This is a genomic window from Priestia sp. P5 (assembly GCF_029522155.1).
In the GTDB taxonomy this organism is placed as follows: Bacteria; Bacillota; Bacilli; order Bacillales; family Bacillaceae_H; genus Priestia; species Priestia megaterium_E.
In genome coordinates this window covers 3137152-3163143 of the sequence record NZ_JAKWFJ010000001.1, presented here as the reverse complement: position 1 = coordinate 3163143, position 25992 = coordinate 3137152, and the positions used below count along the sequence as shown (strand labels likewise).

At 38.9% G+C, this 25992-nt stretch carries 24 protein-coding genes; 20 read left to right on the top strand and 4 right to left on the bottom strand.

The window, feature by feature from the left end:
- The first annotated feature begins 210 nt into the window (after window positions 1–210).
- From ggt to MMB69_RS16635, 13 genes are all read left to right on the top strand, one after another.
- Window positions 211–1899 carry a gamma-glutamyltransferase gene (gene ggt, locus MMB69_RS16695; protein WP_221786022.1) on the top strand — a complete coding sequence of 563 codons (1689 nt, stop codon included), beginning with the start codon at window positions 211–213 and terminating at the stop codon, window positions 1897–1899.
- A gap of 588 nt (window positions 1900–2487) precedes the next feature.
- Window positions 2488–3942, top strand: coding sequence for a glycoside hydrolase family 68 protein (locus tag MMB69_RS16690; RefSeq protein ID WP_028413955.1), 1455 nt, complete (start codon window positions 2488–2490; stop codon window positions 3940–3942).
- Window positions 3943–4038: 96 nt separating this feature from the next.
- A complete protein-coding gene (locus tag MMB69_RS16685; protein ID WP_481861877.1) occupies window positions 4039–5604 on the top strand; it encodes a glycoside hydrolase family 32 protein in 1566 nt (521 codons plus the stop codon).
- A 107-nt stretch (window positions 5605–5711) separates the two neighbouring features.
- Entirely contained in the window at window positions 5712–6146 is a 435-nt protein-coding gene (locus tag MMB69_RS16680; RefSeq protein ID WP_277448010.1) for a ferritin-like domain-containing protein, read from the top strand.
- A gap of 301 nt (window positions 6147–6447) precedes the next feature.
- A complete protein-coding gene (locus tag MMB69_RS16675) occupies window positions 6448–7908 on the top strand; it encodes an MDR family MFS transporter (RefSeq protein WP_277448009.1) in 1461 nt (486 codons plus the stop codon).
- 487 nt (window positions 7909–8395) lie between these two features.
- Window positions 8396–9586 (top strand): glycine C-acetyltransferase, encoded by a 1191-nt coding sequence (locus MMB69_RS16670; protein WP_013056265.1) that lies wholly within the window; start codon window positions 8396–8398, stop codon window positions 9584–9586.
- Between the two features lie 37 nt (window positions 9587–9623).
- Window positions 9624–10583, top strand: a complete 960-nt coding sequence (locus MMB69_RS16665; RefSeq protein ID WP_221786019.1) for an L-threonine 3-dehydrogenase — start codon at window positions 9624–9626, stop codon at window positions 10581–10583.
- A 210-nt stretch (window positions 10584–10793) separates the two neighbouring features.
- Window positions 10794–11258, top strand: coding sequence for a hut operon transcriptional regulator HutP (hutP, locus tag MMB69_RS16660; protein WP_098287235.1), 465 nt, complete (start codon window positions 10794–10796; stop codon window positions 11256–11258).
- Between the two features lie 354 nt (window positions 11259–11612).
- Window positions 11613–12833: an MFS transporter gene (locus MMB69_RS16655; RefSeq protein ID WP_013056268.1), complete on the top strand. Its 1221-nt coding sequence runs from the start codon at window positions 11613–11615 to the stop codon at window positions 12831–12833.
- Between the two features lie 261 nt (window positions 12834–13094).
- The gene (locus MMB69_RS16650; protein WP_221786018.1) at window positions 13095–13760 is read left to right on the top strand and encodes a type 1 glutamine amidotransferase domain-containing protein; all 666 of its coding nucleotides are present in this window, start codon (window positions 13095–13097) and stop codon (window positions 13758–13760) included.
- A 204-nt stretch (window positions 13761–13964) separates the two neighbouring features.
- Window positions 13965–14255 carry a putative quinol monooxygenase gene (locus MMB69_RS16645; RefSeq protein WP_013056270.1) on the top strand — a complete coding sequence of 97 codons (291 nt, stop codon included), beginning with the start codon at window positions 13965–13967 and terminating at the stop codon, window positions 14253–14255.
- A 471-nt stretch (window positions 14256–14726) separates the two neighbouring features.
- Window positions 14727–16166 (top strand): aldehyde dehydrogenase family protein, encoded by a 1440-nt coding sequence (locus MMB69_RS16640; protein WP_050689120.1) that lies wholly within the window; start codon window positions 14727–14729, stop codon window positions 16164–16166.
- Window positions 16167–16318: 152 nt separating this feature from the next.
- Window positions 16319–17167: an MBL fold metallo-hydrolase gene (locus tag MMB69_RS16635; RefSeq protein ID WP_221786017.1), complete on the top strand. Its 849-nt coding sequence runs from the start codon at window positions 16319–16321 to the stop codon at window positions 17165–17167.
- A gap of 137 nt (window positions 17168–17304) precedes the next feature.
- On the opposite strand, the gene MMB69_RS16630 is transcribed toward MMB69_RS16635, so the two are convergent.
- Entirely contained in the window at window positions 17305–17541 is a 237-nt protein-coding gene (locus MMB69_RS16630) for a hypothetical protein (protein ID WP_221786016.1), read from the bottom strand.
- A gap of 170 nt (window positions 17542–17711) precedes the next feature.
- On the opposite strand from MMB69_RS16630, the gene MMB69_RS16625 reads away from it, so the two are divergent.
- The 3 genes from MMB69_RS16625 to MMB69_RS16615 all read left to right on the top strand — a co-directional run bounded on the left by MMB69_RS16625 (window position 17712) and on the right by MMB69_RS16615 (window position 20009).
- Entirely contained in the window at window positions 17712–18335 is a 624-nt protein-coding gene (locus tag MMB69_RS16625) for a LysE family transporter (RefSeq protein WP_221786015.1), read from the top strand.
- A gap of 119 nt (window positions 18336–18454) precedes the next feature.
- Window positions 18455–19798, top strand: a complete 1344-nt coding sequence (locus MMB69_RS16620; protein ID WP_221786014.1) for an amino acid permease — start codon at window positions 18455–18457, stop codon at window positions 19796–19798.
- Window positions 19799–19868: 70 nt separating this feature from the next.
- Window positions 19869–20009: a hypothetical protein gene (locus MMB69_RS16615; protein WP_013082476.1), complete on the top strand. Its 141-nt coding sequence runs from the start codon at window positions 19869–19871 to the stop codon at window positions 20007–20009.
- A gap of 44 nt (window positions 20010–20053) precedes the next feature.
- Here MMB69_RS16615 and MMB69_RS16610 read toward each other — a convergent pair whose 3' ends face one another.
- Complete coding sequence (locus tag MMB69_RS16610) at window positions 20054–20206, bottom strand: YpzG family protein (RefSeq protein WP_014460817.1); 153 nt, start codon at window positions 20204–20206, stop codon at window positions 20054–20056.
- Window positions 20207–20433: 227 nt separating this feature from the next.
- Window positions 20434–22107: a ribonuclease J gene (locus MMB69_RS16605; RefSeq protein WP_221786013.1), complete on the bottom strand. Its 1674-nt coding sequence runs from the start codon at window positions 22105–22107 to the stop codon at window positions 20434–20436.
- Window positions 22108–22323: 216 nt separating this feature from the next.
- Between MMB69_RS16605 and MMB69_RS16600 the strand changes: the two genes are divergently transcribed.
- From MMB69_RS16600 to MMB69_RS16585, 4 genes are all read left to right on the top strand, one after another.
- Window positions 22324–22464 carry a hypothetical protein gene (locus MMB69_RS16600; RefSeq protein WP_013056280.1) on the top strand — a complete coding sequence of 47 codons (141 nt, stop codon included), beginning with the start codon at window positions 22324–22326 and terminating at the stop codon, window positions 22462–22464.
- A gap of 68 nt (window positions 22465–22532) precedes the next feature.
- Window positions 22533–22679, top strand: a complete 147-nt coding sequence (locus MMB69_RS16595) for a hypothetical protein (RefSeq protein ID WP_195780663.1) — start codon at window positions 22533–22535, stop codon at window positions 22677–22679.
- A gap of 181 nt (window positions 22680–22860) precedes the next feature.
- Window positions 22861–24447, top strand: a complete 1587-nt coding sequence (locus MMB69_RS16590; protein ID WP_221786012.1) for a type 1 glutamine amidotransferase family protein — start codon at window positions 22861–22863, stop codon at window positions 24445–24447.
- 147 nt (window positions 24448–24594) lie between these two features.
- Window positions 24595–24819, top strand: a complete 225-nt coding sequence (locus MMB69_RS16585) for a transcriptional regulator (RefSeq protein ID WP_221786011.1) — start codon at window positions 24595–24597, stop codon at window positions 24817–24819.
- Window positions 24820–24916: 97 nt separating this feature from the next.
- Here the strand turns inward: MMB69_RS16585 and MMB69_RS16580 are convergent, their stop codons facing one another.
- Entirely contained in the window at window positions 24917–25648 is a 732-nt protein-coding gene (locus tag MMB69_RS16580) for a ZIP family metal transporter (RefSeq protein ID WP_277448008.1), read from the bottom strand.
- Window positions 25649–25992 lie beyond the last annotated feature (344 nt).

The window sequence follows — 25992 nt, the reverse complement described above, 5'->3', positions numbered from 1 at the left end:
GAATGCAAAAGTGCTAACCTTTTCTTTAAACAAAAAGGGTTAGCGCTTTTTTATTTTGTGGCGTTCAAAGGCTTAAAATACGCGAGGGATATTGATCTATAAATAGGATGGCTAAAGTAATCAATACAAATTTAAACAGTTTTATCCCAAAAGCAATAGGGTATTTTACCAATATCCCAGATAAAGTAAGTAACTAGGAGGTCGTAAAAGATGATTAATGGAAAAAGTTTATCTCGTTCAGGAAAGAGTTCATATAGAAGAGAAACAGCGGTTGGAAAAACGGGAATGGTAGCCAGTGCTCATCCAATTGCAACAGACGCCGGAGAACAAGTGCTAAGAGCTGGAGGCAACGCAATTGATGCAGCAATTGCCGTTCAGTTTGGGCTCAACGTCGGAGAACCGATGATGACCGGTATTGGAGGCAGCGGCTTTTTTATGGTGTACCACAATGAAAGCAAAACAACTAAAATTTTTGACGGGCATTCTCAGGCTCCTAAAGCAGCTTATCCTGAAATGTTTCTTGATGAAAATAAAGAAGTTATTCCTTTTAGAAAGCGTTCTACTCATGCAACGGCAATTGGAATTCCAGGGATTTTAAAGGCGATGGAAGCAGCTCGTAAAGAGTATGGAACAAAACCCCTTGCTGAATTGATTGAACCGGCTGCCAAAGCAGCAGAAGCAGGTGTGGAAACAAACTGGGTTCTTGGAGATATTTTAAAAACATATGCCTACCGACTAGGAGAACATGCTAAGCAGCTATATTCCCCAAACGGCAAGCCTATGCAAGAAGGAGATATGATTAATAAAAAAGATCTTGCTAAAACATTCCGCATTCTTCAAGAAAAAGGTATCGAGGCTTTTTATGAAGGTGAAATTGCAGAAGCCATTATTTCAACGATCAAAGAGCACGGCGGTTTTATGGAACTGTCGGATTTGAAAGAATACCAGATTAAGATTGATGAGCCCGTGTGGGGAGATTATAAAGGATACCGAATTGCTTCTTCCAACATGCCTAGTGCAGGAGGAACCACCGTGCTGCAAATCTTAAAGCTATTAGAGGACTTTGATGTGTCTCAGTACGACGTGAAATCTTGGGAAAAGTATTATTTGTTTGCAGAGGCTATGCGCATTGCATTTTCAGATAAAATTGCATTTTCTGGAGATCCAGCCTACAGTGACATTCCATTAAAAGGGCTTTTAAACGACGAATATATAAAGGGACGTCAAAAATTAATTAATTGGAAGCATAAAAATGAGAAAGTTGATTTTGGCAACCCGTGGGATTATGAGAAAGGCCAAAAAGTGAACGTTGTGCGTCAGCCTTATGAACCTGAACGTGAGCTTAGTGAAACAACTCACTTCACGGTCGTTGACCGTTGGGGCAATATTGTCGCTTGTACATCAACTGTGGAACATCCTTTTGGTACAGGAATTATGGTTAAAGACCATGGGTTTTTACTCAACAACGAGCTTACTGATTTTGATGCTATTCCTGGAGGATTAAATGAAGCAGATGCAGGAAAGCGTCCGGTTAGCTGTAAAAGTCCAACCATCGTTTTTAAAGACAGCGAACCTGTACTCACTCTAGGATCTCCAGGCGGACCAACGATTGTAGGGTCTGTGTTTCAAACGCTTATGAATGTCTTAGACTATGGAATGGATATAAAAGAAGCGATTGAAGAACCAAGAATTTTTAATAGTACAGGATCACTTATCGGTTGGGAAGCCGGAGTGGATATGAATGCCAAAGGAGAGCTGGAAGCCATGGGATTTAATTTTGGAGATGAGCCATTCCCAATCGGAAATGTTCAGGGAATTCAAATCGATAAAGAAAACGGCCGTTTATTTGGAGCAGCTGATTCCAGCCGTGAAGGAAAAGCAACTGGTTTAGACTCTTAATAGTTAAAAAATGCATTATACGCTCTCTCTTTCGTAAAAAGGGAGAGCGTATAATGCATTAAAAAAGATAAAAATGAGTAGGTAAAAAGAAGGAAAAATTTTTTCTGAAAACATACTTTAGACCTTTATTATTATCAGCTTAATCTTCAGAAAGGAAAAAAGAATAGAACGTTTTCATGTCCGGCTAATAAAAAAAGGTACTGATTTTTCAAGAGATTAATGAAAACAGAATGGTCGGAAAGTATAAAAAACGGAATAGCGTTTTCAATGCTGGAAAGATAAAGTGTTTAATCATGTAGAAAGTATAAAACACAACGTCTGGAAATCGTGGTTTGAAATGTAAAAAAAGCCGTACACTTTTGTTGGAAAAACGGTTACATAAAAAAGGCTCTTACACGTAAACTTTGGTCCTAGTTACAGCTCAATGAAAAAGATGAAAATGAAAAATAGCTACATTTGGCATGTTTGACTTTCGTCATTTATCCAAGTAATCTTTTGGTTGAGCGGAACCGGTTCTGTTTTCGGATTTTTGATAGCTAATTGAATTAATAAATTTATATTCTTTACTAACACAAAAGGAGAAAACATATGAAAATGAAACGAGTTGCTAAGCATACAACTGCTGCTACATTGGCCGCAGCCCTACTAGTAGGCGGGGGATATCAAACATTTGCTAAAGGAAATGACAGCAAAGACTTTAATAATAGCTACGGAATTTCGCATATTACTCGCGATAATATGGTGAAAATTCCACAGCAGCAAAACAGTGATCAGTTTAAAGTTCCTGCTTTTGATGAATCAACTATTAAAAACATTGCTTCTGCTAAAGGAAAAGATGCATCGGGAAATACAATTGACTTAGATGTATGGGACAGCTGGCCATTACAAAATGCTGACGGAACAGTGGCGACTTATCATGGATATCAAATTGTGTTTGCCCTAGCAGGTGATCCAAAAGATTCGAATGACACGTCTGTTTATCTTTTCTATAAAAAAGCTGGAGACAAATCTATTGACAGCTGGAAAAACGCTGGAAGAGTGTTTAAAGACAGCGATAAATTCGTTCCGAATGACCCGCATCTTAAAAATCAAACACAAGAATGGTCTGGTTCTGCCACGTTAACAAAAGATGGTAAAGTTCGTTTATTCTACACGGATTATTCAGGTAAACAATACGGAAAACAAACGTTAACGACAGCTCAAGTAAACATGTCACAGCCCAACGATAATACGTTAAAAGTTGATGGAGTAGAAGATTACAAGTCAATCTTTGACGGTGACGGAAAGATTTATCAAACGGTTCAGCAGTTTATTGATGAAGGCGGTTATGACACAGGGGATAACCATACGCTAAGAGATCCTCATTACATAGAAGACAACGGACATAAGTACCTTGTTTTCGAAGCTAACACTGGAACAGAAGATGGCTATCAAGGCGAAGACTCTCTATATAACAGAGCATACTACGGAGGAAACAATCCTTTCTTCCAATCTGAAAAGAAAAAGCTTCTTGAAGGATCTAATAAAGAAAAAGCTTCTTTAGCAAACGGGGCGTTGGGCATTATTGAGTTAAATGATGACTATACGCTTAAAAAAGTAATGAAGCCGCTTATTACTTCAAACACAGTTACAGACGAAATTGAACGTGCAAACATTTTCAAAAAAGATGGAAAATGGTACTTGTTTACTGATTCTCGCGGATCTAAAATGACGATTGATGGAATCGGACAAGATGATGTGTATATGCTAGGCTATGTTTCAAATACGTTAACAGGAAAATATAAGCCTTTAAATGATACGGGATTAGTTCTTCATATGGATTTAGATCCTAATGATAAAACATTTACGTATTCTCACTTTGCTGTACCTCAAACAAAAGGTAATAATGTCGTTATTACAAGCTACATGACAAATAGAGGCTTTTATGAAGACAACCACTCTACATTTGCACCAAGCTTCTTAGTAAATATTGACGGTTCAAAAACATCGGTTGTAAAAGATAGCGTTCTTGAGCAAGGTCAGTTAACAGTGGATGAAGACTAAGTGCTTTGCAATAGCAACAAAAGAAAATGGTGATTGTAATCACCATTTTCTTTTGTTTTATTCGATGTAGACAAAAAAGAGAAAGGCGGGGTTTGTTTGAAGAAAAAAGGTGCTTATAAATGGATAATGCTTGCCGTTCTTTTAGTTGTAATAGCCGGACTCATTATAGCAGGCGTATCCAAAAAAGAGGATACAAAAGATCAAGGAAAAGAAAAAGGGAATAAAAGTGAATCCACTTATCGCCCGGTGTATCACTTTAGCGCGCCTGATAAATGGAAAAATGATCCTCAAAAGCCTATTTATTTTGACGGGGAGTATCATTACTATTACTTATACAATCATGATTACCCTAAAGGGAACGGGACGGAATGGCGACATGCAACGTCTAAAGATTTGGTTCATTGGAAAGATGAAGGAGTAGCTATTCCAAAGTATACAAATAAAAATGGCGATATATGGTCCGGATCCGTTGTAGAGGATAAAGAGAACACAGCAGGCTTTGGTAAAGACGCAATTGTAGCCATTATGACCCAGCCTTCTGCCGATGGACAAAAGCAAGAACAGTATCTATGGTATAGTACCGATAGAGGAAAAACCTTTAAATCATATAGCAAAAATCCTATCATGCCTAATCCAGGCACCAAAGATTTTAGAGATCCCAAAGTCATATGGGATAATGAACATGACAAGTGGGTTCTCGTCATGTCAGAAGGTGAAAAAATCGGATTTTATGAATCTTCTAATCTAAAGGATTGGACGTATACGGGAGGATTTGTAACTAAAGATATTGGCATTACCGAATGTCCAGATCTTTTTCAAATGAAGGCAGATGATGGGACAGTTAAGTGGGTTCTCGGGACAAGTGCAAATGGAAAAGAAAGCGGAAAGCCAAACACCTATGCTTATTGGACAGGAAATTACGATGGAACAACATTTACTCCCGATATGGACGAGCCGCAATGGCTCGATCATGGTTTCGATTGGTACGGAGCAGTCACGTTTGAAGACGGTGAAAATAAAGGTTACTTAGAAAAACGGTACGCTTTTGCATGGATGAACAACTGGGATTATCCAGATAAGACGCCAACGATGAAAGAAGGGTTTAACGGCTTCGATTCAGTAACCCGTGAAATTACGCTTTCAAAACAAGACGACGATCAGTACAGCCTGTTATCAAAGCCTGTCGAAGAATTAAATCAGCTAACTGATTCAACAAACTCTGTTGAACAAGTAGAAGTAAACGGAGAGAAAAAGTTAAAGATAAAAGGTGAAGCTTATCAGCTTGATACAGATATTTCATGGTCAGATGCAGAAAATGTAGGCTTACGACTTCGAGAGTCCGCAGATCAAAAGCGGCACATTGATGTGGGCATTTTTGCAAAAGATAACGTCTCATATGTGAACAGAAGCTATAGCAATCAGCCTGATCAAAGCAAAAAGTATGTGGAAAGCCGTGATTACTTTGATGCAGGCATGAAAAATGTTCATTTGAAGATATTGGTAGACAAAACAAGCATTGAAGTCTTTGTTGATGATGGAAAAACCGTGTATTCTAGCGAAGTGTTTCCGCGTCACAACGACCAAGGAATTACGCTTTTCTCTCAAGGAGGAACGTCTCTCTTTAAAAATATACAAATCAAACATTTTCGCTCTCTTCAGTAATTTCCCTACTTTTAAAAAGAAGGAGTAGAATATCGCCTTATTGTGGTTTAGGACTAGGCAGAAAGGGTACATGTCTACTAACAGCAAATGAAAGGGTGTTTATTCAAATGGAAGAGAGAATGAGACAACTAATAGAGGGACTTAATACCGATTTAGCGGGTGAATATTCGGCGGTTATTCAGTACACTTACTATGCGTCTACAGTAACCGGCCTAGAATATCAAATTTTAAAACCTTTCTTTGAAGGAGAAATTCCTGACGAGCAAGGACACGCCCTTTATTTATCAGAAAAAATCAAAAACCTTGGCGGTGAGCCAACAACAAAGCCGGCTGAGGTGAAGCACGTTTCAAACGTGACGGAAATGCTTAAAGAAGCGAGCAAGGCTGAAAAAGAAACTATCCAGCGCTACGAAGAGCGTAAAAAGCAAGCAGAAGAGTTAGGTTTAACAGAGCTTGTTGTAAAGCTTGAAGATATGATTGCAGATGAAACAAATCATATGGAAGAAATGGAACGTTTATTAAAAGATCCCCGATTAAGTTGATCATACAAAATACGTAAAAGCATCCCGTACCAGGTATTACGGGATGCTTTTTTGCAATTTAAAAAGGAAATAAAACATCATGTACGCATGTTTCTATCAATGAGAGGAAAGTCATATTTTTGAAATTATCTATCGCTTTGAAAAAATTTATAGTAAAATAATTATTTGGCTGCATATGGCAGCAACTATATGCGGGGCATCACATACATATAAAGGCTAAAAGGGTATCCGTATATTGAAACCGCTTTTATCTTCTATAAGAAAAACCATGGTATGCCCGCAGTTGCAAGGAGAGAGAAAGATGAGGAAACGAATCATGACAGCGCTGCTGCTTGTCACTGTTTTAGCTGCAATGGAAGGAACCATTGTCAGTACGGCTGTTCCAAGAATTACAAGTGATTTGTCGGGCATTGAGCTAGTTAGCTGGGTGTATGCCATTTATATGCTGACAACTGCTGTATCTACACCTATATACGGAAAGTTAGCGGATCTATTCGGCCGCAAAAAAGTTATGCTTGTTGGAATCATTATTTTCTTAATCGGATCGATACTATGCGGACTTAGCTTTTCGATGCAGCAATTAATTGTCTATAGAGCGATCCAAGGGCTGGGCGCCGGGGTCGTTATGCCGCTTACAATGATTATTATTGGCGACTTGTATGAAGAAGCAAAAGAAAGAGCCAAAGCGCAAGGGTGGATTAGCGCAGTTTGGGGAGTTGCGGGAGTTCTCGGGCCTCTTCTTGGAGGATTCTTAGTGGATACGCTGTCTTGGCGCTATATTTTCTTTTTAAATATACCGTTTGGACTAATGGCTTTTTTTGTTCTTTTAGTAAACTATAAAGAAGAAGTGGTAAAAGAAAAACGCTATATCGATTATATTGGAGCGGTGACGTTTTCAGTGGGAACAATTACGTTTTTATACGCGCTTTTAACCGGAAGTCAGCATCAAAACTGGGGAGACCCGACCATTATAGGGTTATTTGTTCTAGCTGTTCTAACATTCATTGGCTTTATTTATATAGAAAAGAAATCTCCCGAACCTCTTATCCCGCTTGAACTGTTTTCCATTCGAAGTGTATCTGTTATAAACTTATTAACACTTCTTGTGGGATCAGTAGTTATTAGTATTACGGTCTACCTTCCAATTTGGAGTCAAGGAGTGCTGGGGAAAAGTGCAACCGCTGCAGGTTTTGTGTTAATGCCTATGCCAGTATGCTGGACGATTGGTTCACTGCTTTCAGGGAATTTAGTAGGGCGTCTTAAAACGCACTCCATCCTTACGCTGGGAACGGCAATTGTAAGTACGGCATGTTTTATGCTGTTTTTAGTTTCCACCCACTCACCCGTATTTTTAATTTATGTAGCCGTTGGGGTCCTTGGGTTAGGAATGGGTATTATTACGCCTATTTTTATGCTAGTTATTCAATCAGCGGTCCCGGCTAGCAAAAGAGGAGTAGCGGTGGCTCTTAATACGTTTACAAATACATTTAGTCAAACGCTAGGTTCTGCGGTGTTTGGTACAATCTTTAACTTAGTGACACTTTCACAAGCAAAGAAATTAGGGCAAGAAAATTTAAATGCTTCGTTTGAGACAGGTGGAGTACCAGCAGAAGAACTGTCAAAGCTGCATGAAATTCTTGCATCGGGTGTTCACATTATTTACAGTGGAACGTTTTTAGCTGCATTACTAAGCTTTGCTGTTTCATGCTTATTAGTAAAAAACGAAAATAAAAAAATAAAGACCATATCTATGCAAAAGTAAGGGAAGAGGCTGTTACAAAAGTATTTTAGTTGAAGGACCATCCGAACGAGTTTGATTAAGAACCAAACTCGTTCGGATTTTTTTATGGGTATGGTGAATGTAGGTTTTACACATCTAGCTGCTTTTAGCTGTTGATTGGATTGATTTCGTTATATATGAGTCTCTTCTTTAAAAGAATTATCAAAGAAAGAAAAGAAAAAAGATATTGTCTGATAACGTTCTCGTAAACTCATTCATAATAAGAAGGATTCTTATCAATGCAGAAATTTTTTTATTTTTTGTTTTTTTAGTATGGACATTTACCTAGTTGTTTATTATTATGAATTCTATAAGTATTGAATTTTAAGCGCTTTCAAAAGAAACATTTGTCTTTCTCAGGAATACACTTGATTTTTAACTCATATACTGTAAGTGCTTAGATGAATCTTTTAATGGGGAAAAGAGAAGTTTATAAGACGTGTTGAACAACAATGAGGGGGTATGGAAGATGACAAGCAGACGTTTAAAAGAATTCTTGAATAATAATTTAGAAGATTTAAAAGATAAAGGATTATACAATGTCATTAATCCGGTAGAGGGGCCAAATGGACCTGTGATTCAAATTGAGGGAAAGCAGTTAATTAATTTATCATCCAACAATTATTTGGGGCTTGCTACAGACGAGAGGCTTATTAATGCGTGCAACGAAGCCACTGAAAAATACGGAGTGGGGGCTGGAGCTGTCCGAACGATTAATGGAACTCTAGATATTCATATTAAGCTAGAGGAAAAGCTAGCCGAGTTTAAGCATACAGAAGCAGCTATAGCTTATCAGTCTGGCTTTAACTGTAATATGGCAGCCATCTCCGCGGTTATGGATAAACATGATGCGATTTTATCAGATGAGCTGAATCACGCTTCAATTATTGACGGATGCCGGCTATCAAAAGCAAAAATTATTCCTTTTAAGCATTCAGATATGGAAGATCTTCGTGCAAAAGCAGGCGAAGCACAAAAATCCGGTTTATATAATAAAATAATGGTAATTACCGATGGTGTATTCTCAATGGATGGAGACATTGCTAAGCTTCCGGAAATTGTAGAAATTGCAGAGGAATTTGACTTAATCACATACGTAGATGATGCTCACGGGTCGGGCGTATTAGGGAACGGCATGGGCACAGTCAAACATTTTGGTTTATCTGAAAAAGTAGACTTCCAGATTGGAACGTTGTCAAAAGCGATTGGAGCTGTAGGTGGGTACGTAGCCGGAAAAAAAGACTTAATCGACTGGTTAAAAGTAAGAAGCCGTCCGTTTTTGTTTTCGACTGCTATTACACCAGGCACGGCTGCTGCCTGTATGAAAGCAATTGAAATCCTAAGCACAAGTACAGAACTGCAGCAGCAAATGTGGGAAAACAGCCGGTATTTAAAGCAAGGATTAAAAGAACTAGGCTTTAACATTGGAGAAAGTGAAACACCTATCACTCCGTGCATCATAGGAGATGAAAACCAAACGCAGATTTTTAGTGAGAGATTAATAGAAGAAGGGGTATACGCTAAATCAATTGTTTTCCCAACCGTTCCAAGAGGGACAGGACGCGTTCGCAATATGCCGACGGCTGCTCATACGAAAGAAATGTTAGATGAAGCACTTCGTATCTACAAAAAGGTAGGCAAGGAAATGAAATTAATCTAAACGTTTAATCTAGGCAGTACACGAGGAGGATATTGACATGAAAAAAGTATTAATAACGGGTTCTTTAGGGCAAATCGGTTCTGAGTTAACGACGAAAATGAGAGAGATATATGGTTCAGAAAATATTATTGCCACCGATATTCGCAAAACGACGAGCGATGTCGTGACTTCAGGTCCATTCGAGATTTTAGATGTAACGGATCAGACTGCGTTATTTACGATCGCTAAAAAGCATAAAGTTGATACGATTATTCACTTGGCTGCGCTGTTATCAGCGACAGCCGAGCAAAAACCGCTTCTAGCTTGGAATCTAAATATGGGCGGATTAGTAAACGCGCTCGAAGCAGCACGTGAGCTTCAGTGTCAATTTTTCACTCCAAGTTCAATTGGTGCATTTGGTCCAACGACTCCAAAAGACTGGACGCCGCAGGATACAATTCAACGTCCTACCACGATGTATGGTGTTAATAAAGTAGCGGGTGAATTACTTTGCGATTACTACCACCATAAATTCGGAGTAGATACACGAGGGCTGCGTTTTCCAGGCTTAATTTCATACGTAACGCCTCCAGGTGGAGGGACAACGGACTACGCTGTTGAAATTTATTATGAAGCCGTTAAACATAAGCGCTATACGTCTTATATCGACAAAGGAACATATATGGATATGATGTATATGCCTGATGCACTAAACGCTGTTATCCAACTAATGGAAGCAGACGGTTCTAAGCTGAAGCACCGAAATTCATTTAACGTTTCTGCCATGAGTTTTGATCCAGAACAAATGGCGACTGAAATCAGAAAAACGATTCCGGAATTTGTTCTGAATTACCAAGTAGATCCTGTTCGACAAGCAATTGCTGAAAGCTGGCCTAACCATATAGATTCCAGCTGTGCAATAGAAGAGTGGGGATTTAAAACAGAATACAACCTAGAAAAAATGACGAGAGAGATGCTGGGAAAGTTAGAAGTTGAATCACAGCTTGTCTTAACGTAAGTAGAGAAAAATGATTTCTTCTTTAAAAGTAAAGTAAGCGCTTACTGAAAGATAGGTTACTTGTTTATGCAAGTTCTACTTCGTAACAGTGGTGGACAGTACACATAGATCTCCTAACCCTTTAAGTGAGCGCTCGTTCGTTGAATAATCAGCACCCTTTTAGGTACCGTCTGTTAAAATAATAAGGGGATAGAAGGGAGGGAATGACAGTTGAGCAATAAATTTCAACAAGTTAATGATTTTTCAATGGGAAGATTAACATCTTTACTCGTTCTTTTACATAATACGGAACTAGCTGAAGGTATTGAAAAGGAAATCAATGAGAGAGGATACAGCTACACAGTAGGAAAAGTGGGAGCGATGGAGCTGTCTAAAGTCGTGGCGGCAATTGAAACGAGCGCCAAGACAAATAAAATTATTAATGCCCAGTCGTACCGGGAAGTTCACGCTCTTTATCATGCTATACTTGAAGCCATTCAAGGAGTTAGTCGAGGAACGCTGCAGCTGGGTGATATTTTACGGACGGTCGGACTCACATTTTCAATCGTACGAGGAAAAATTGAGTTTTCAGGATTAAGCGACGAATGGATTAGCGTTTGTGTGTATGGAACGATAGGTGCGCCTAAAAAAGGTTTTGAACATGATACATTAGGCTTTGGTTTTAACCATATTTAAAAAATAATGAACGAAATAGTATGAATGTAAAAAGTGAGAGATGTACATAGCTGCTTTAAAGAAGATATTTTTCTTATTGAAAGGTTCTGTGCGGCGTGTTAACATAATGATTAATATAATAACTGCCTTTAAGACGGTCCAGAGAGGCCGAAAAGGACGGATCACTTATCTACTGCTTCTATGCCTATCTGTGCCCTTTTGCCCTCTGCGACAAAAGGGCTTTTATGTGTTACTTACCTCTTTTAAACGAAGTCCAGAGAGGCTTCAAAAGAGAATGGAGATATGTTATTTATCCATTCCTTCAAAAAAGAAAGAGCGTTGATACAGAAAGAATACACTGGAGGGTGGAACAACATGAATTATCGTAACAAGACAGTTGTAGCATCAGTAGCAGGTTTGACGTTAGAAGGGATGGACATTATGTTTATCTCGTTTGCTATGTCAATGATTATTGCTGAATTTCACATTGATTTAGCAACAGGTGGACTTATTTCTTCTATTACGAATATAGGAATGCTGATAGGTGGAGTCATCTTCGGAATTTTAGCAGATAAATTTGGAAGAGTGCGGGTTTTTACCTACACGGTTCTTCTATTTGCAGTCGGAACGGCATTGACAGGTTTTGCAGCAAATGTTGAACAAGTGTATGCCTCGCGATTTATTGCCGGAATTGGGGCTGGAGGAGAGTACGGGATCGGTATGGCTCTTGTAGCAGAAGCGTGGCCGAAACATAAGCAAGGACGAGCTTCATCCTATGTTAGTATTGGCGCACAATTTGGAGTGATCCTTGCGGCGCTTTTAAGTTCTCTGATCCTGCCGATTTTCGGATGGAGAGCGCTGTTTTTTGTCGGAATTATCCCCGTCATTTTTGCTTTTATCGTACGAAAAAATTTAAACGAATCTCCTGAGTGGCTACAAGCTCAAAAAGAGAAAACAGCGGTTGTTAAAAATAATGGTAAGCTTCGTCAATTATTCGCTACGCCTAGGACGGCGATGACGACTATTTCGCTGGCAGTGATGGCTACAGTTCAAATTGCAGGCTATAACGGACTCATGATATGGCTTCCGTCTATGCTTCAGCAATCACAAGGCCTCTCTGTTTCAAGTTCAGCTCTTTGGACAATCAGTACAGCCGTTGGAATGATTATAGGCATGCTAACATTTGGTCAATTTATGGATCGTTTTGGTTCGAAACGTACTTTTGGAATCTTTCTTCTCGCTTCAGCTTGTGCGGTATTTTTATACTCGTATGCCGAAGGAAGTGCAGGGCTGCTTATAGGAGGAGCTGTAGTCGGATTTTTCTCAAACGGAATGTTCGCGGGATACGGAGCATTGATCAGCAGCCACTATTCAGTAGAAGTGCGCAGCACTGCAACGAACACTATTTTTAACTTTGGGCGAGCGTTGGGAGGGTTGTCACCCATTCTTGTCGGCTATCTTTTGCAAAGCTATGATATGACAGTAGCGATGACGTACTTGGCGGGGCTGTACTGTATTTCGTTTATTTTTATGGTAAGTCTTAAAAGAACGGGAGAAAAGAAAGTGAAACAAATGAACGCTCAATCTGTTCTTTAAAATAAAAGACAGATTCTATGCTTTTCTGGAAAAACCGCGCTTACTCAAAAGGGCGGTTTTTTTGAGTGTGTAAAAAATAAGTTTAGGTGTTATATGGTTGTTTCTTTCGGGGATGCTTTATTAACAATGACACATTATCTATAAAAATATTTATGGATAAGCAGATATTTTCTAATTTGTATTATAGTAATTCCTCTTTTACAATATAGTGTGTAAGGCGGAAACAGAAAATACTATCTTTATTTACAGGAGGACGTTACTATGTCTAAACATATATTAATGGTCGTAACAACGGCTGACAAAATGAAAGAAAATCATCCAACAGGCCTTTGGCTTTCAGAATTTGGTGAAGCGTACGTAGAGTTCGAAAAAGCTGGATTTACGATTACGGTAGCAAGTCCTCTAGGAGGAAAAGCGCCGGTGGATGCTCGCAGCCTTGAAGGGGAGACTTCTCAAGAAATCTTAAATACAGCTAAGCATCTAGAGAATACCCTAAAACTTGATACAATTACAGACAGTGCTAAATTCGATGCTGTTTTCTTACCAGGCGGTCACGGCACAATGTTTGATCTGCCAGATAATCAAACGCTCCATGCTTTAATTCGTGAACTATACGAAGGAGACAAAGTAGTAGCCGCTGTATGCCACGGACCCGCAGGCTTAGTAGGTGTTACATTATCAGATGAAAAGCCGTTGGTCGAAGGAAAAGATGTCGCTACGTTTACAGATGATGAAGAACGTGAAACAACATTGGACCGCTTCATGCCGTTTCTTTTGGAAACACGTCTGCGTGAACTTGGGGCAAATGTAGTAACTGCTCTAAACTGGACAGATAATGTACAAGCAGATGGCAACCTAATAACAGGTCAAAATCCTCAGTCAACAATCAGTGTAGCAAAAGCAGTCGTGAAACAATTATTGAAATAAGATGTAAAAAAGCCTGTAGGCTATAAGCCTACAGGCTTTTTTATCAACAGCATCAAGAAAGACTGCTGTAGATAACATGGATGTTTTGCTGTCTTGGACTAGAGAAATCAATCATCATACAAAAAATATGATGGTCAGTGTAATAAATACAAAAAGAGGGAAGCTTTTTATGGGAAATATTTTTTAAAGAAATGAGGAAAAACGATGTCAGAAATTATTATTAACGCCATTTTGAAAGCCAAGCCAGGAAAAGAAGAAGAGCTTCGATCAGAGTTAGTAAAAGTTATTGAACCATCAAGAGGAGAAAAAGGATGTATTCAATACACTCTCCACCAGGATACAGAAAAAGCAGGCACATTTGTTTTTTATGAGAAATGGGAAAGCAAAAAAGATATTGAGGCTCACATTGAAACACCTCACTATCAACAATACAGACAGCAAACAGAACCGTTAATTGAAAGCAGAGTGGTACATCGTTTACAAGAAGTACGTTAATACAAAAGAGGGGAAAACAAAAGTGTTTTAGTTAAAGGAAGGTCCGAACGAGTTTGATTCTTGATGAAGAATCAAACTCGTTCGGATTTTTTTGATGTAGGTTTCATTTAGTGAGACCATGCAGGAGCGTAAGCGATGAGGGGGCTCATCGACACCCTTGGAAAGCGAAGGCTTGCACGAAAATCAACAGCGGTATAACAAATAATCCACTACCTTATCCCATTTGTTCATCTTTAAATTGGCTTGATTTCGTTAGGACTCAATCTCTGTTTGTTATAAAAAACTAAAAAGCTGCAGAGGAAAAAAATTCAGCTGCCAAAAGCCGATTGGAAAAGGGATAAGGCAGTGAAAGAAACAAAAAATAATAGAAGCGGCGTTTGAGAAGCAGACAGGCGGGTAGATAAAAACTAGATGACATAGTTCAACAATTAACAAACTAAAAGTAACAAACTAAAAGGAGAGATCAAATCAATGCGTACAAACTTAAAACACTTTATTAACGGAGAATGGGTTGAATCAACAGGAAACGAAACGTCAGATGTGATCAATCCTGCTACTGAAAAATCAATTGGTAAAATTAGCTTAGGTACAAAAGAAGATCTAGATAAAGCCGTGGCAGCAGCTAAAGCAGCTCTTCCCACATTTTCAAAAACAACAAAAGAAGAGCGAATCAAAATGCTTCGCAATATTGCAAAAGGATATGAAAAGCGTAAACAGGAACTTATCGAAGTTATGACTGAAGAGCTTGGCGCTCCTTTAAAGATTTCAGAAGAAGTTCACTATGAAATGGGACTTAGCCACTTTAAAGAAGCAGCTAATGCACTTGAAGATTACACATTTGAAAAAGATCATGGAAGCTACAAGGTCGTGAAAGAGTCTATTGGAGTAAGCGGACTTATTACGCCATGGAACTTCCCAACAAATCAGACGTCTACTAAAATTGCAGGAGCTATCGCAGCAGGAAGCCCAATGGTATTAAAACCATCAGAACTCACACCGTATGCAGCGATGATATTAGCAGAGATCATTGATGAAGCTGGCGTACCAAAAGGTGCCTTTAACCTTGTAAACGGAACGGGAAGCACAATCGGTGACGGTATTAGTTCTCACCCTGATATTGATTTTGTATCATTTACAGGATCGGGTGCTGTCGGCGAGAAAATTATGCAAAACGCGGCTAAAACAATCAAAAAAGTAGCGCTTGAGCTAGGCGGGAAATCACCGCTAGTTGTATTAGAGGATGCGGATGTAGAAGAAGCGGCTAAAATAGCAGTTTCACACATTGCAATGAATACAGGACAAGTATGTACGGCAGCAACGCGCATTATCATTCCTGCCTCTATGAAAGAAAAATTCGAAGAAGCAGTGAAGAAGGTTCTGCCATCATTCCCAGTTGGTGATCCATTAAATAAAGACAACGTAACTGGACCGCTCGTAGCGGAAAAACAGTGGGATCGCGTACAGGATTATATTAAAAAAGGAATGGACGAAGGTGCAAAGCTTCTTACTGGCGGAACGGGCAAACCAGACGGCTTAGAAACAGGATACTTTGTTAAACCGACAGTCTTTACTGATGTTTCAAATGATATGGTGATTGCACAAGAAGAAATCTTTGGGCCTGTAACCACTATTATTACGTATGATGACCTAGAGCAAGCTCTTGAAATTGCAAATGATACAATTTATGGACTTGCAGGCTACGCGGTCGGAAAAGACCAAGAAACACTTGACTATGTTGCTAAAAATATTAGAGCTGGTCAAATCATCGTCAACGATGCGGAGCAAGACAGAGCTGCACCATTCGGTGGATTTAAGCAATCTGGTATTGGACGCGAGTGGGGAGCATTTGGTATCGAAGAATATCTAGAGCCAAAAGCGATCATGGGCGTTAAAGTTCCGGCAAAAGTATAATTCATGTAAAAAAAGAAAGGAGTTTTTCTCCTTTCTTTTTTTATGGATACATAAAAGAGAGCTAGTTAAAAAAAGAATAACGAAAGCAAAGGTGGATAGCATAAACGTGTATCACGCATATGAAGTGACACGTTAAAGGAGGGAATTATAAATTGAATAGAGAGATGCACGGAAGTTCATCAACGGAAAGCTTTATTCCCATGAGCTCTATAGCCAGTGGAAAAGGAGTCGAAGTGACGCGGGATATCTACAGCTACACTACACAGATTGTTAACATATGTTTTATAGGAAATCCAGATAAAGACAATAATTTTGTACTTGTGGATGCAGGAATGCCTAATTCTGCTTCTATGATTATCAAAGAGGCAGAAGAAAGGTTTGGAAAAGGAAAAAAACCAAAAGCAATTATTCTTACACATGCACATTTTGATCATATTGGATCTATTATTGAACTAGTGGAGAAGTGGAACATACCGGTATATGCACATCCACTTGAACTTCCATATGTGACGGGTGAAAAAAATTATCCTGCACCGGATGGTACAGTGGAAGGCGGGCTTGTGGCAAAGCTTTCTCCTTTATTTCCAACGGAAGCCATTGATTTAGGCTCTCATGTGCAAGCTTTACCAGCCGACGGCTCTGTACCTCATATGCCGGAATGGGAATGGATTCACACCCCTGGCCATTCTCCAGGACATATTTCTCTTTTTAGAAAGCAGGATCTTGCGCTTATCGCAGGAGATGCTTTTGTTACCACTAAGCAAGAATATTTGCTGGATGTACTAGAGCAAGAATTGGAAATTAGCGGTCCACCTCGTTATTTAACTACGGACTGGGCATCTGCCAAAAAATCAGTTGAAGTGCTTCAGTCACTTCATCCGTCTGTAGCGGTGACAGGACATGGAAAACCGGTTTCCGGCGAATGGCTTTCAACTAATTTATTAAAGCTTACGAAGAAATTCGATGAAATTGCTCTTCCTGATTACGGAAAGTATGTATAAGAATAAAGAAAAAATGTTACTCTTTACGCAGCTCCTAAAAACTGCAGGTGAAGATCAAAAGCTCTACGAACCCACTGAGTTCGTAGAGCTTTTTCAGTTTTTCGTATAAAAGTGAAAAAAGGTTGTTATTACCCTTATTAAAAATTTTGTTGAATAGCCTGCTGCGCTTCTCGTAAATGTTTTAAGTGCTCTTCCATTCGTTTTAATTCTTTATCACCAGACGCCGCTTCTTTTTGTTCATTAATTTGCTGCTGAACCATATTCAACTGCATTTGAGCTTTTTGAAAATTGGCTGCGTCCAAATTCATCTGCCCTTGACAAACAGCCTGTTCAGCTAATTGTAATGCTTCTTTAATATGAGTGTATGAATTCATGCTTCTCATCCTTCTGTATAGTATTTACAGTTAACATGCGCTGGTTTTTCGTAGCTATACAAAAGGATTTAGAAATAAAATAAAAATTACGTAGTACAAGCTAAGCAGGCTGCATAGATTTATCATAGTTCAATTTATAAAATCTCAGAAGTGATAGAGGGTGGATGTATGTGGGGGCTTTTTTCAGCTATGTATTATTAGGGCTATCATTAGCTGCGCCAATCGGTCCAATCAACGCAGCTCAGCTTGATAAAGGAATTAAAAGCGGTTTTTTGCATGCTTGGTTCTTAGGGATAGGAGCAACATCGGTTGACGCTCTTTATATGCTTGTAGTTTATTTTGGGTCCGTTCATTTTTTAAGCAGCGATTTTATGAAAACGTTTCTTTTTTCGTTTGGGTGCTTTGTATTAATTTATACAGGTGTTGAGGGGCTAATGGGTGCAGGGAGGATTACACAGCATAGAAAAACAAACGGTGATTCTGTATTAAAGTGTTTTTTCTCAGGTTTTTTGCTGTCATTAACGAATCCGCTTACAATTCTCTTTTGGCTTGGGATTTATGGCTCTGTTTTAGCAAAAACAGCTAATACATATGAAACCCAACAGCTTATCTTATATAGCTGCGCTATTTTTACGGGAATTCTGGCCTGGGATATTGCGATGGCAGCTTTAGCAAGCACGTTTCGACGATACTTAGCAGCGACGTTTTTAACTGCCGTGTCCGTTGTATCGGGGTTATCTTTAATAGGGTTTGGCCTATATTTCGGCTGGCAAGCCGCACAGCAATTAGGCTAAAAGAAGTGCTGAATCTAAAGTGTTTTCAGTACGTTGAGAAATAATAGAAAAGGTGCTTCTTTTTACGCATAAATTTTTCAAACTATCACACACTACATCGAAGTGTGAGGAGTGATAGAGTGAAAAAGGAAATAGGCTGCGGAAGTCAAGTTGAAGGGAAATTAAAATGGTGGCATCTGTCTTTAATCGGAGTAGGATGCATAATCGGTACAGGCTATTTTTTAGGATCAAGTATTGCAATAAAAGCAGCTGGCCCCGCTGTATTAATTGCCTTTTTATTAGCGGCAGTGTGTACATTTATTGTGTTTGATGCGCTTGCTAAAATGAGCGCTCAAGATCCTCAAAAAGGTTCGTTTCGCTCCTATGCTAAAAAGGCTTATGGAAGATGGGCAGGATTTAGCAGCGGATGGGTGTACTGGAGTTCAGAGATGCTGATCATGGGGAGTCAGCTCACGGCTTTATCTCTTTTTACACGTTTTTGGTTTGACGGTATTCCACTGTGGGTCTTTGCCTCTATTTATGCTGTTTTAGGCATTGCTGTTGTATTAATCGGAACAAAAGGCTTTGAACGAATGGAAAATGTATTTGCTGTCACAAAAGTGGCTGCTATTTTAATGTTCATTGTATTAGCTAGTCTAGCTTTATTTGGATTTCTTGACGAAGGCGCCAAACAAGGAGTGCCTCGAACGATAAACGAATTATTTCCCCGCGGTTTTTTGGGTTTATGGGGTGCTTTGCTTTATGCATTTTATGCTTTTGGAGGCATCGAAGTTATGGGGATTATGACGGTTCGTTTAGAAAAAAAAGAAGACGCACCGAAAGCGGGAAGAAGTATGCTTATTCTCCTTGGAATTATTTATATCGCTTCATTGAGCTTAGCTATTTTAATTGTGCCATTTCATGATTTTCATGGAAATCAAAGTCCATTTATAACAGCTTTAGAAACATATCATCTTCCATTTTTCCCTCATGTTTTTAATGGAGCAATGATTATCGCTGGTTTTTCAACGATGTCAGCGTCTTTTTTTTCCGTAACGACAATGATTGTCACTCTTTCAGAAGATGGGGATGCTCCGGCATTATTTTCAAAACAAAAAAAGAAAAAGCGGCAATTTCCTTTCCCGGCTTTGCTTTTAACAACAGCGGGATTAGTTATTTCTATTGTTTTGTCCTTGCTATTGCCCGGGGAAATTTATGAGTACATTACAACAGCAGCGGGACTGATGCTGATTTATAACTGGTTCTTTATTTTAATTTCTTTTCATCGTTTAATGGAACAAACCGTGTGGGATAAAATAAAACAAGCTATTGGTATCTTGTTAATCTTACTAGCAGTAAGCGGCACGCTGTTAGAATCAGCAAGCAGACCGGGCTTTTTTGCAAGTTTAGGCTTTTTAATTGTTATAAGTCTTGTTATTTTGAAACTGCGCCATAAGTGGAAAGAAGAAGAAGCGGCTAGCTAACATATATTTAATCTTTATGAGGGACACTATGCACGTTATACTATTACAAAGATAAAAGGTGGTTTTAAATATGCCAAAAAACAAGCAGACTCCTTCTTCACAAGTAGATCAAAAACAAGTAGTAGATGACAAAGCAAAAGCGCTACGAGAAAATAATTATGAAGATGGCCATATTCGCAAGATAACTCAAAGCGGGGCAGACGGTCAATAACAAAAAAAGACGCGTTCGCGTCTTTTTTTTGTTGAAGCGTATCCTTACCAACGATGAGCTTTTGCATTACTTCGCAGGATGATGTTCGTTTGAGACATCTCTGTATGTCCATTTACTTGGGACTTTGAACGCTTCGGTCTCGTCCAGTTGTGGCGGAATAGTTCTGAATGCTGATCTACATGATTTTTATCATTCATCATAATCACCTCAAGGATAGGATACTTTCACAAGATATTTGCGGTGAAATATCTCTCTTATAGAATGGGGTAAAAAAGAAGAAATACACCTAACACTTTTAACCATACATATAAAAGCAGGGCCTATTCATAAACTACAGAAGGCAACTTCTAACTTTAGGTTAAGCTTCGGATTTATAAGGAAAAAACTGCCTTAGTGGGGACTAAGGCAGTTTTTGCTGGAGGAATTAAACTTCAATAATGATGGGAAGAATCATAGGTCTTCTTTTCGTTTGATTATATAAGAACTGTCCAAGGGTGGTCTTAATTTCTTTTTTCATAATGTTCCATTGGTGAACGTGCGCTTTTTGTAATTGGTTTACGATTTTAGTCACTTGTCGATTAACGTCTTTTAATAGCTGCTCTGAGTCTCTTGTATAAACAAAACCTCGCGAAATTGTATCTGGACCAGACACAATTTTTCCTTCCGTTTTATTTAAAGTAATCACAATAACCAGCATGCCATCTTCTGAAAGTTGTTTACGGTCACGTAAAATCGCGTTTCCAACATCCCCAATGCCAAAACCGTCTACATATACATTGCCTGCAGGAATTTTTCTTGTTTGAAAAGCTGTTCCGCCCTTGATGTCAACAATATCACCGTTATTTATAATAAAAATGTTCTCTTTTTCCACCCCGACGGATTCTGCTAATAAACTGTGGTGATGAAGCATTCGAAACTCACCGTGAATCGGGATAAAATACTTCGGCTTCATCAATGTAGCCATTAATTTTAGTTCTTCTTGATAGCCGTGTCCTGATACGTGCATACCCGTTGCGCTTCCTGAACCATAAATCACGTGAGCCCCGAGTGTGAAAAGACTGTCGACAATACGAGAGATGTTACGTTCATTGCCAGGAATAGGCCCGGCTGATAAAATGACCGTGTCTTCAGGAAGAATCTCTACTTGTCGGTGATTTCCGCTGGCTAATCTAGATAAAGCGGCCATCGGCTCGCCTTGGCTTCCAGTGCAAAGGATAGCCACTTGTTCAGGGGCAAGTGAATGTACTTCATGAGGCTCAATCAGCATCCCTTCAGGAATGGTTAAATACCCTTTCTCTAACGCAACTGATACAACGTTAACCATGCTTCTTCCTAGCAGCGCAAGTTTTCTGTTCGTTTTAATCCCTGCGTCTACAATTTGCTGTACGCGGTTAACATTGGAGGCGAAAGTAGAAATAATCACTTTTCGCTTTGCTTTACGAAAAGCTTCTTCTACATGTTTGCCAACTAGCTTTTCTGAAGGCGTAAATCCAGGGCGTTCAGCATTTGTACTTTCGGATATTAAAGCCAATACGCCTTCACTGCCGATTTTCGCCATTTTATGAAGATCTGGATATTGGTCGTTAACAGGAGTTAAATCAAACTTAAAATCTCCCGTATGCACAACAGCTCCTTCAGGGGTATGAAAGACAATGCCGAGACAATCTGGAATGCTGTGATTCGTTTTAAAAAAGGAAAGCGGAATATTGCCTAATATAATTTCGGACTCTTCGTTGATTTCAATAAGCTCCGTCTCAGCAGATAATTGATGCTCTTGAAGTTTAATATCAATTAATCCAAGGGTAAGGCTTGTTGCATAAATAGGGAGATTTAACTGTTTTAAAAGATAAGGAATACCTCCAATATGGTCTTCATGACCATGAGTCACAACCAGTGCGCGAACTTTTTCTCGATTCTCTTGCAAGTATGTAATATCAGGTATAATCAAATCAATTCCTAATAAACTTTCGTCAGGGAATTTAGAGCCGCAGTCGATTACAATGATGTCATCATCATATTGAACGGCATACATATTTTTTCCTATTTCATTAATGCCACCTAAAGCAAAAATGGATAGTGTGTTTCTATTTGTACTCACACTTATTTCCTCCTATATTTTCAAAATGAATATGCAGAATTTCTACTCTTAGTATGAACATTTATTTCTGGTGCAGTCTGTTAAATATGGAGATTTTATTTTTATTCAATATGAGGATGCAAGTAAAAAGAAAAGAAGGTCATTTTCCTAATACTACCTCTTATTTTCTTTTTATAACTCCATAAAATATAGACGTTACACATGGAGGTGGATGGAATGAGTAAACAAAATAAAAGCACAAACCAAGGAGTCAGCAGCAGTGCAGCTGCTGTCGATAATGTGAATAAAAGTATTTTATCAAACGATATTCATACAGATGAGCTTCAAAAAGCAAAAGTAAGCCGTCATAACAAATAAAAGAATGACAACCAAAAGAGCAGCTTTGAGCTGCTCTGGATAAAATAGAGATAGGGAAGTGAAAAAACGTGTCAGAAAATAAAAATTCTCAATATAAAGAAGAAAATAAGTCAACTCCTAGTCGTCCTCTTGAATATAAAGAACGCACAAACGAATCACAGAGTACACGTCAAATGCTGCGCAGCATTCTCGAATATTCAAGTCGATATCGTTAACAAATTTTACATATAATCATGGGCATATTTAAAAGGGCCCGTCTCGACAAATATAAGGTATAAAGAACCTTTTTTGAAAAAATATATATTATTTACAATAAATTTAAAAAAATCATAAATGAACCTGCTATAATCCTCTTGAAAAGACAAGCTTGGCAAAAATTTGAGAGGAGCATTTTATATGCGAAAAAAATATAATCGCGTAGGTTATGCCGTTTTAACAATGTGTACAGCTTTATCTATTTCACTGCCTTTTACTACTCATTCAGCATCAGCAGAAAGCGCTGCTGACCCTGCACCAGAAATTAAAGCCTCTGTCGTAAATGAAAATAACGGTAAGAAAATCTTGTTTGATAATACCCATGGTCAAACTGCGGGTACAGCAGACTGGGTTATTGACGGAGGTTTTTCTGATTTTGGAAAAGGACTGGCTGGCAGCGGGTTTGATGTGAAAGAGTTGCGAAAATCTACGCCGATTACATACAGTGATCTCAGTGGCTATAGCGTGTTTGTTGTGCCAGAAGCGAATATTCCGTACAAATCTTCTGAACAAGCCGCCCTTTTGCAATATGTTCAAAACGGGGGAAGCGTCTTTTTTATTGCTGATCATTACAATGCAGACCGAAACAAAAACCGGTGGGACTCTTCAGAAGTTTTTAACGGATACCGTCGCGGAGCATGGACAAACCCCGCAAAAGGTATGACAACGGAAGAAGCAAACTCCGATGCAATGCAAAACGTAACAAGCTCTGACTGGTTAGCGAGTAACTTTGGTGTTCGCTTTCGCTATAATGCCATTGGTGATGTGACAGCCAATGATATTGTAGCTCCTTCTCAAGCATTCGGTATTACGCTAGGTGTTTCCAGCGTTGCTATGCATGCAGGTTCTACGGTTGCTATTACGGACCCAAGCAAAGCAAAAGGAATTGTGTATCTTCCTAAGACAACGACAAAATGGTCAAATGCTGTAGATCAAGGAGTGTATAATGGAGGAGGAAGAGCAGAGGGGCCTTTTGCTGCTGTTTCAAAAGTAGGGACAGGTAAAGCTGCTTTTATAGGAGATTCTTCACCGGTTGAAGATGCTACACCAAAATATAGACGAGAAGACACAGGATCTTCTAAAACCACATATGACGGATTTAAGGAACAAGACGATTCTACACTGCTTGTAAATATGGTCAATTGGCTAGCGAAGCAAGAAAGCTATACCTCTTTGAATCAAGTATCAGGACTTGAATTGGATCAGGCTACAGCATTACTTTCGTCGGAAACGCCAAGTCAGTCCACTGAGCCTCAGCCAGAGCCATGGTCAGCACCTACAGCAGGCTATAAATGGTACGATACGTCAACTTTTGCATCAGGTTCATATGGTTATAAAGGTGGAACCACACAGCCTCCAACTGCTAGTGCTTATGGATTTGAACATCAAGCCATTTTACCAACAAGCGGCGTATTCAAAATACGTATAAAGGTAAGCGGGCTTTCAGCTAATACTACGTACAGCACGTTTAATCTAGGTGCATATAACGGATCAGGAACTCAAATTGCTAAAGTCCAAAACGCCGATGGAAGCTGGCCGTCATCGTATGGATACAGCAGTAATTTTTCCATCACAACGGACACAGCTGGAAATGGAGAAAAGGTTGTAAATGTCCAACTAAATCCAAGCGCATCGGGGAGTGCTAACCTTCGCTTACGCCAAAGCAGTACGAACGCATATACAGAAGCTGTAACGGTAGGGAACGTAGCGGTTGAACCACTGCCTTAAACGAGGTGAAAGCAAGCCATTGTGCTTGCTTTTTTATTGTTTTATTCTCCGTCTTTAAGCTTTGAAAGAGCTTAAGAGAAGGCTTTATTCATGAAGAAGAAATATGATATGTTATAAGAAAGAATGAAGTAAAAGGAGTCACTCAATATGTCTAAATATAGAGATTTAGAAACGCGCTATCTAATGGATAAGATTAAAGAATACAAAAACTTAATTTGGAGAGTAGGGCCAGGAAGTGAAAGAACTATAGAAGCTGTTCAAGAGATTCAAGGAATGGAAAAAGAGTTAAAAGCACGCAATGCAGAATTTGAAGCTACGGATTGGAAAACTTTCACTCAGGAAATAAAAGAAAACTACGACTTTACTTATTAAATAAGACACATTCATAATAATGTGATTGAAATAAATGTCTCCAAGTAGAAGGCTTTCTGCTTTCTACTTGGAAACGATATAAGTAGTATGAAGACGATTAAGAAAAATAATCCAGTATCAGTGAAGCAAGTAATCCAAGTGCAGCAATCAATCCTGTAATAGAACCTCCTTCTTCATAGGCCTCTGGCATCATTGTAGAACCTACCATAGCAATAATACCGCCGCCGGCAAAAGCAGCAATAGCAGCCATAAGTGTCTCAGATGCATGGTCTAAAAAAACAAATCCTGTCCATGAACTAAAAGCTGAAATAAACAAAACAGCTGCCCATAGTAAAAAAATTTTCTTTTTAGAGAAGCCGCTTTTCAATAGACCGGTCGTACTGGACAATCCTTCAGGAATATTACTTATAAAAATAGCGATAACAAGAAGCCAGCTAACGGTTGCATTTTCAAGTAAGCTAGCCCCAATCATAATGGACTCTGGGATTGCATCCATTACGGTTCCTATAAATATAGCAATTCCAGAACTACTCGCAGCCATTTGTTTGGTAGACCTCTTTCTTTTATTCGCTCCTTGACGTGAAATTAGATAGTCTAAAAAAGTAAAAACAATAGCACCTGCAAGGAACCCAAACGAAGTAGCTTTTAAACCACCGTTATGAACCGAGTCTCCAAGCAGCTCATAGGTAGATGCTCCGATTAATACACCTGTCCCAAAAGCCATAATATAACCAATTATCTTTTTGCCGATAGGCAAAAAAACTGCTGCCAAAGCACCAAGAAGGACAGCTGATCCTGAAATTTCGCCCCACATCGCAGCTTGCCACATGAAAAATTCCTCCTCATCTCTATTTTCTATGGATACTTTCCCTAAGAAGAGAAAGAAAAAACGTAAAAGGAGAAGAAAGAAATTTGTTCAATTAAGCAGTGGTTTCATTTCGTTAGCCTTAAGAAATAGAGTGTTCCGGCACCCTGCGCCTATATATATTTTAAATATTCATAAAATTTAAATTATACTGAAATAAAAAACTATTTCGCTGAGATGATTGATTTAACAAAGGTAAATGGTTTGCTTGAGTGTTTTTCTGAAAAAAACAATTGTATTTCTGAGGAAAATTTATTATTATAAAATAAGTAATTATACAGTCGGATAGCTAAAAATAGAAAAAATAG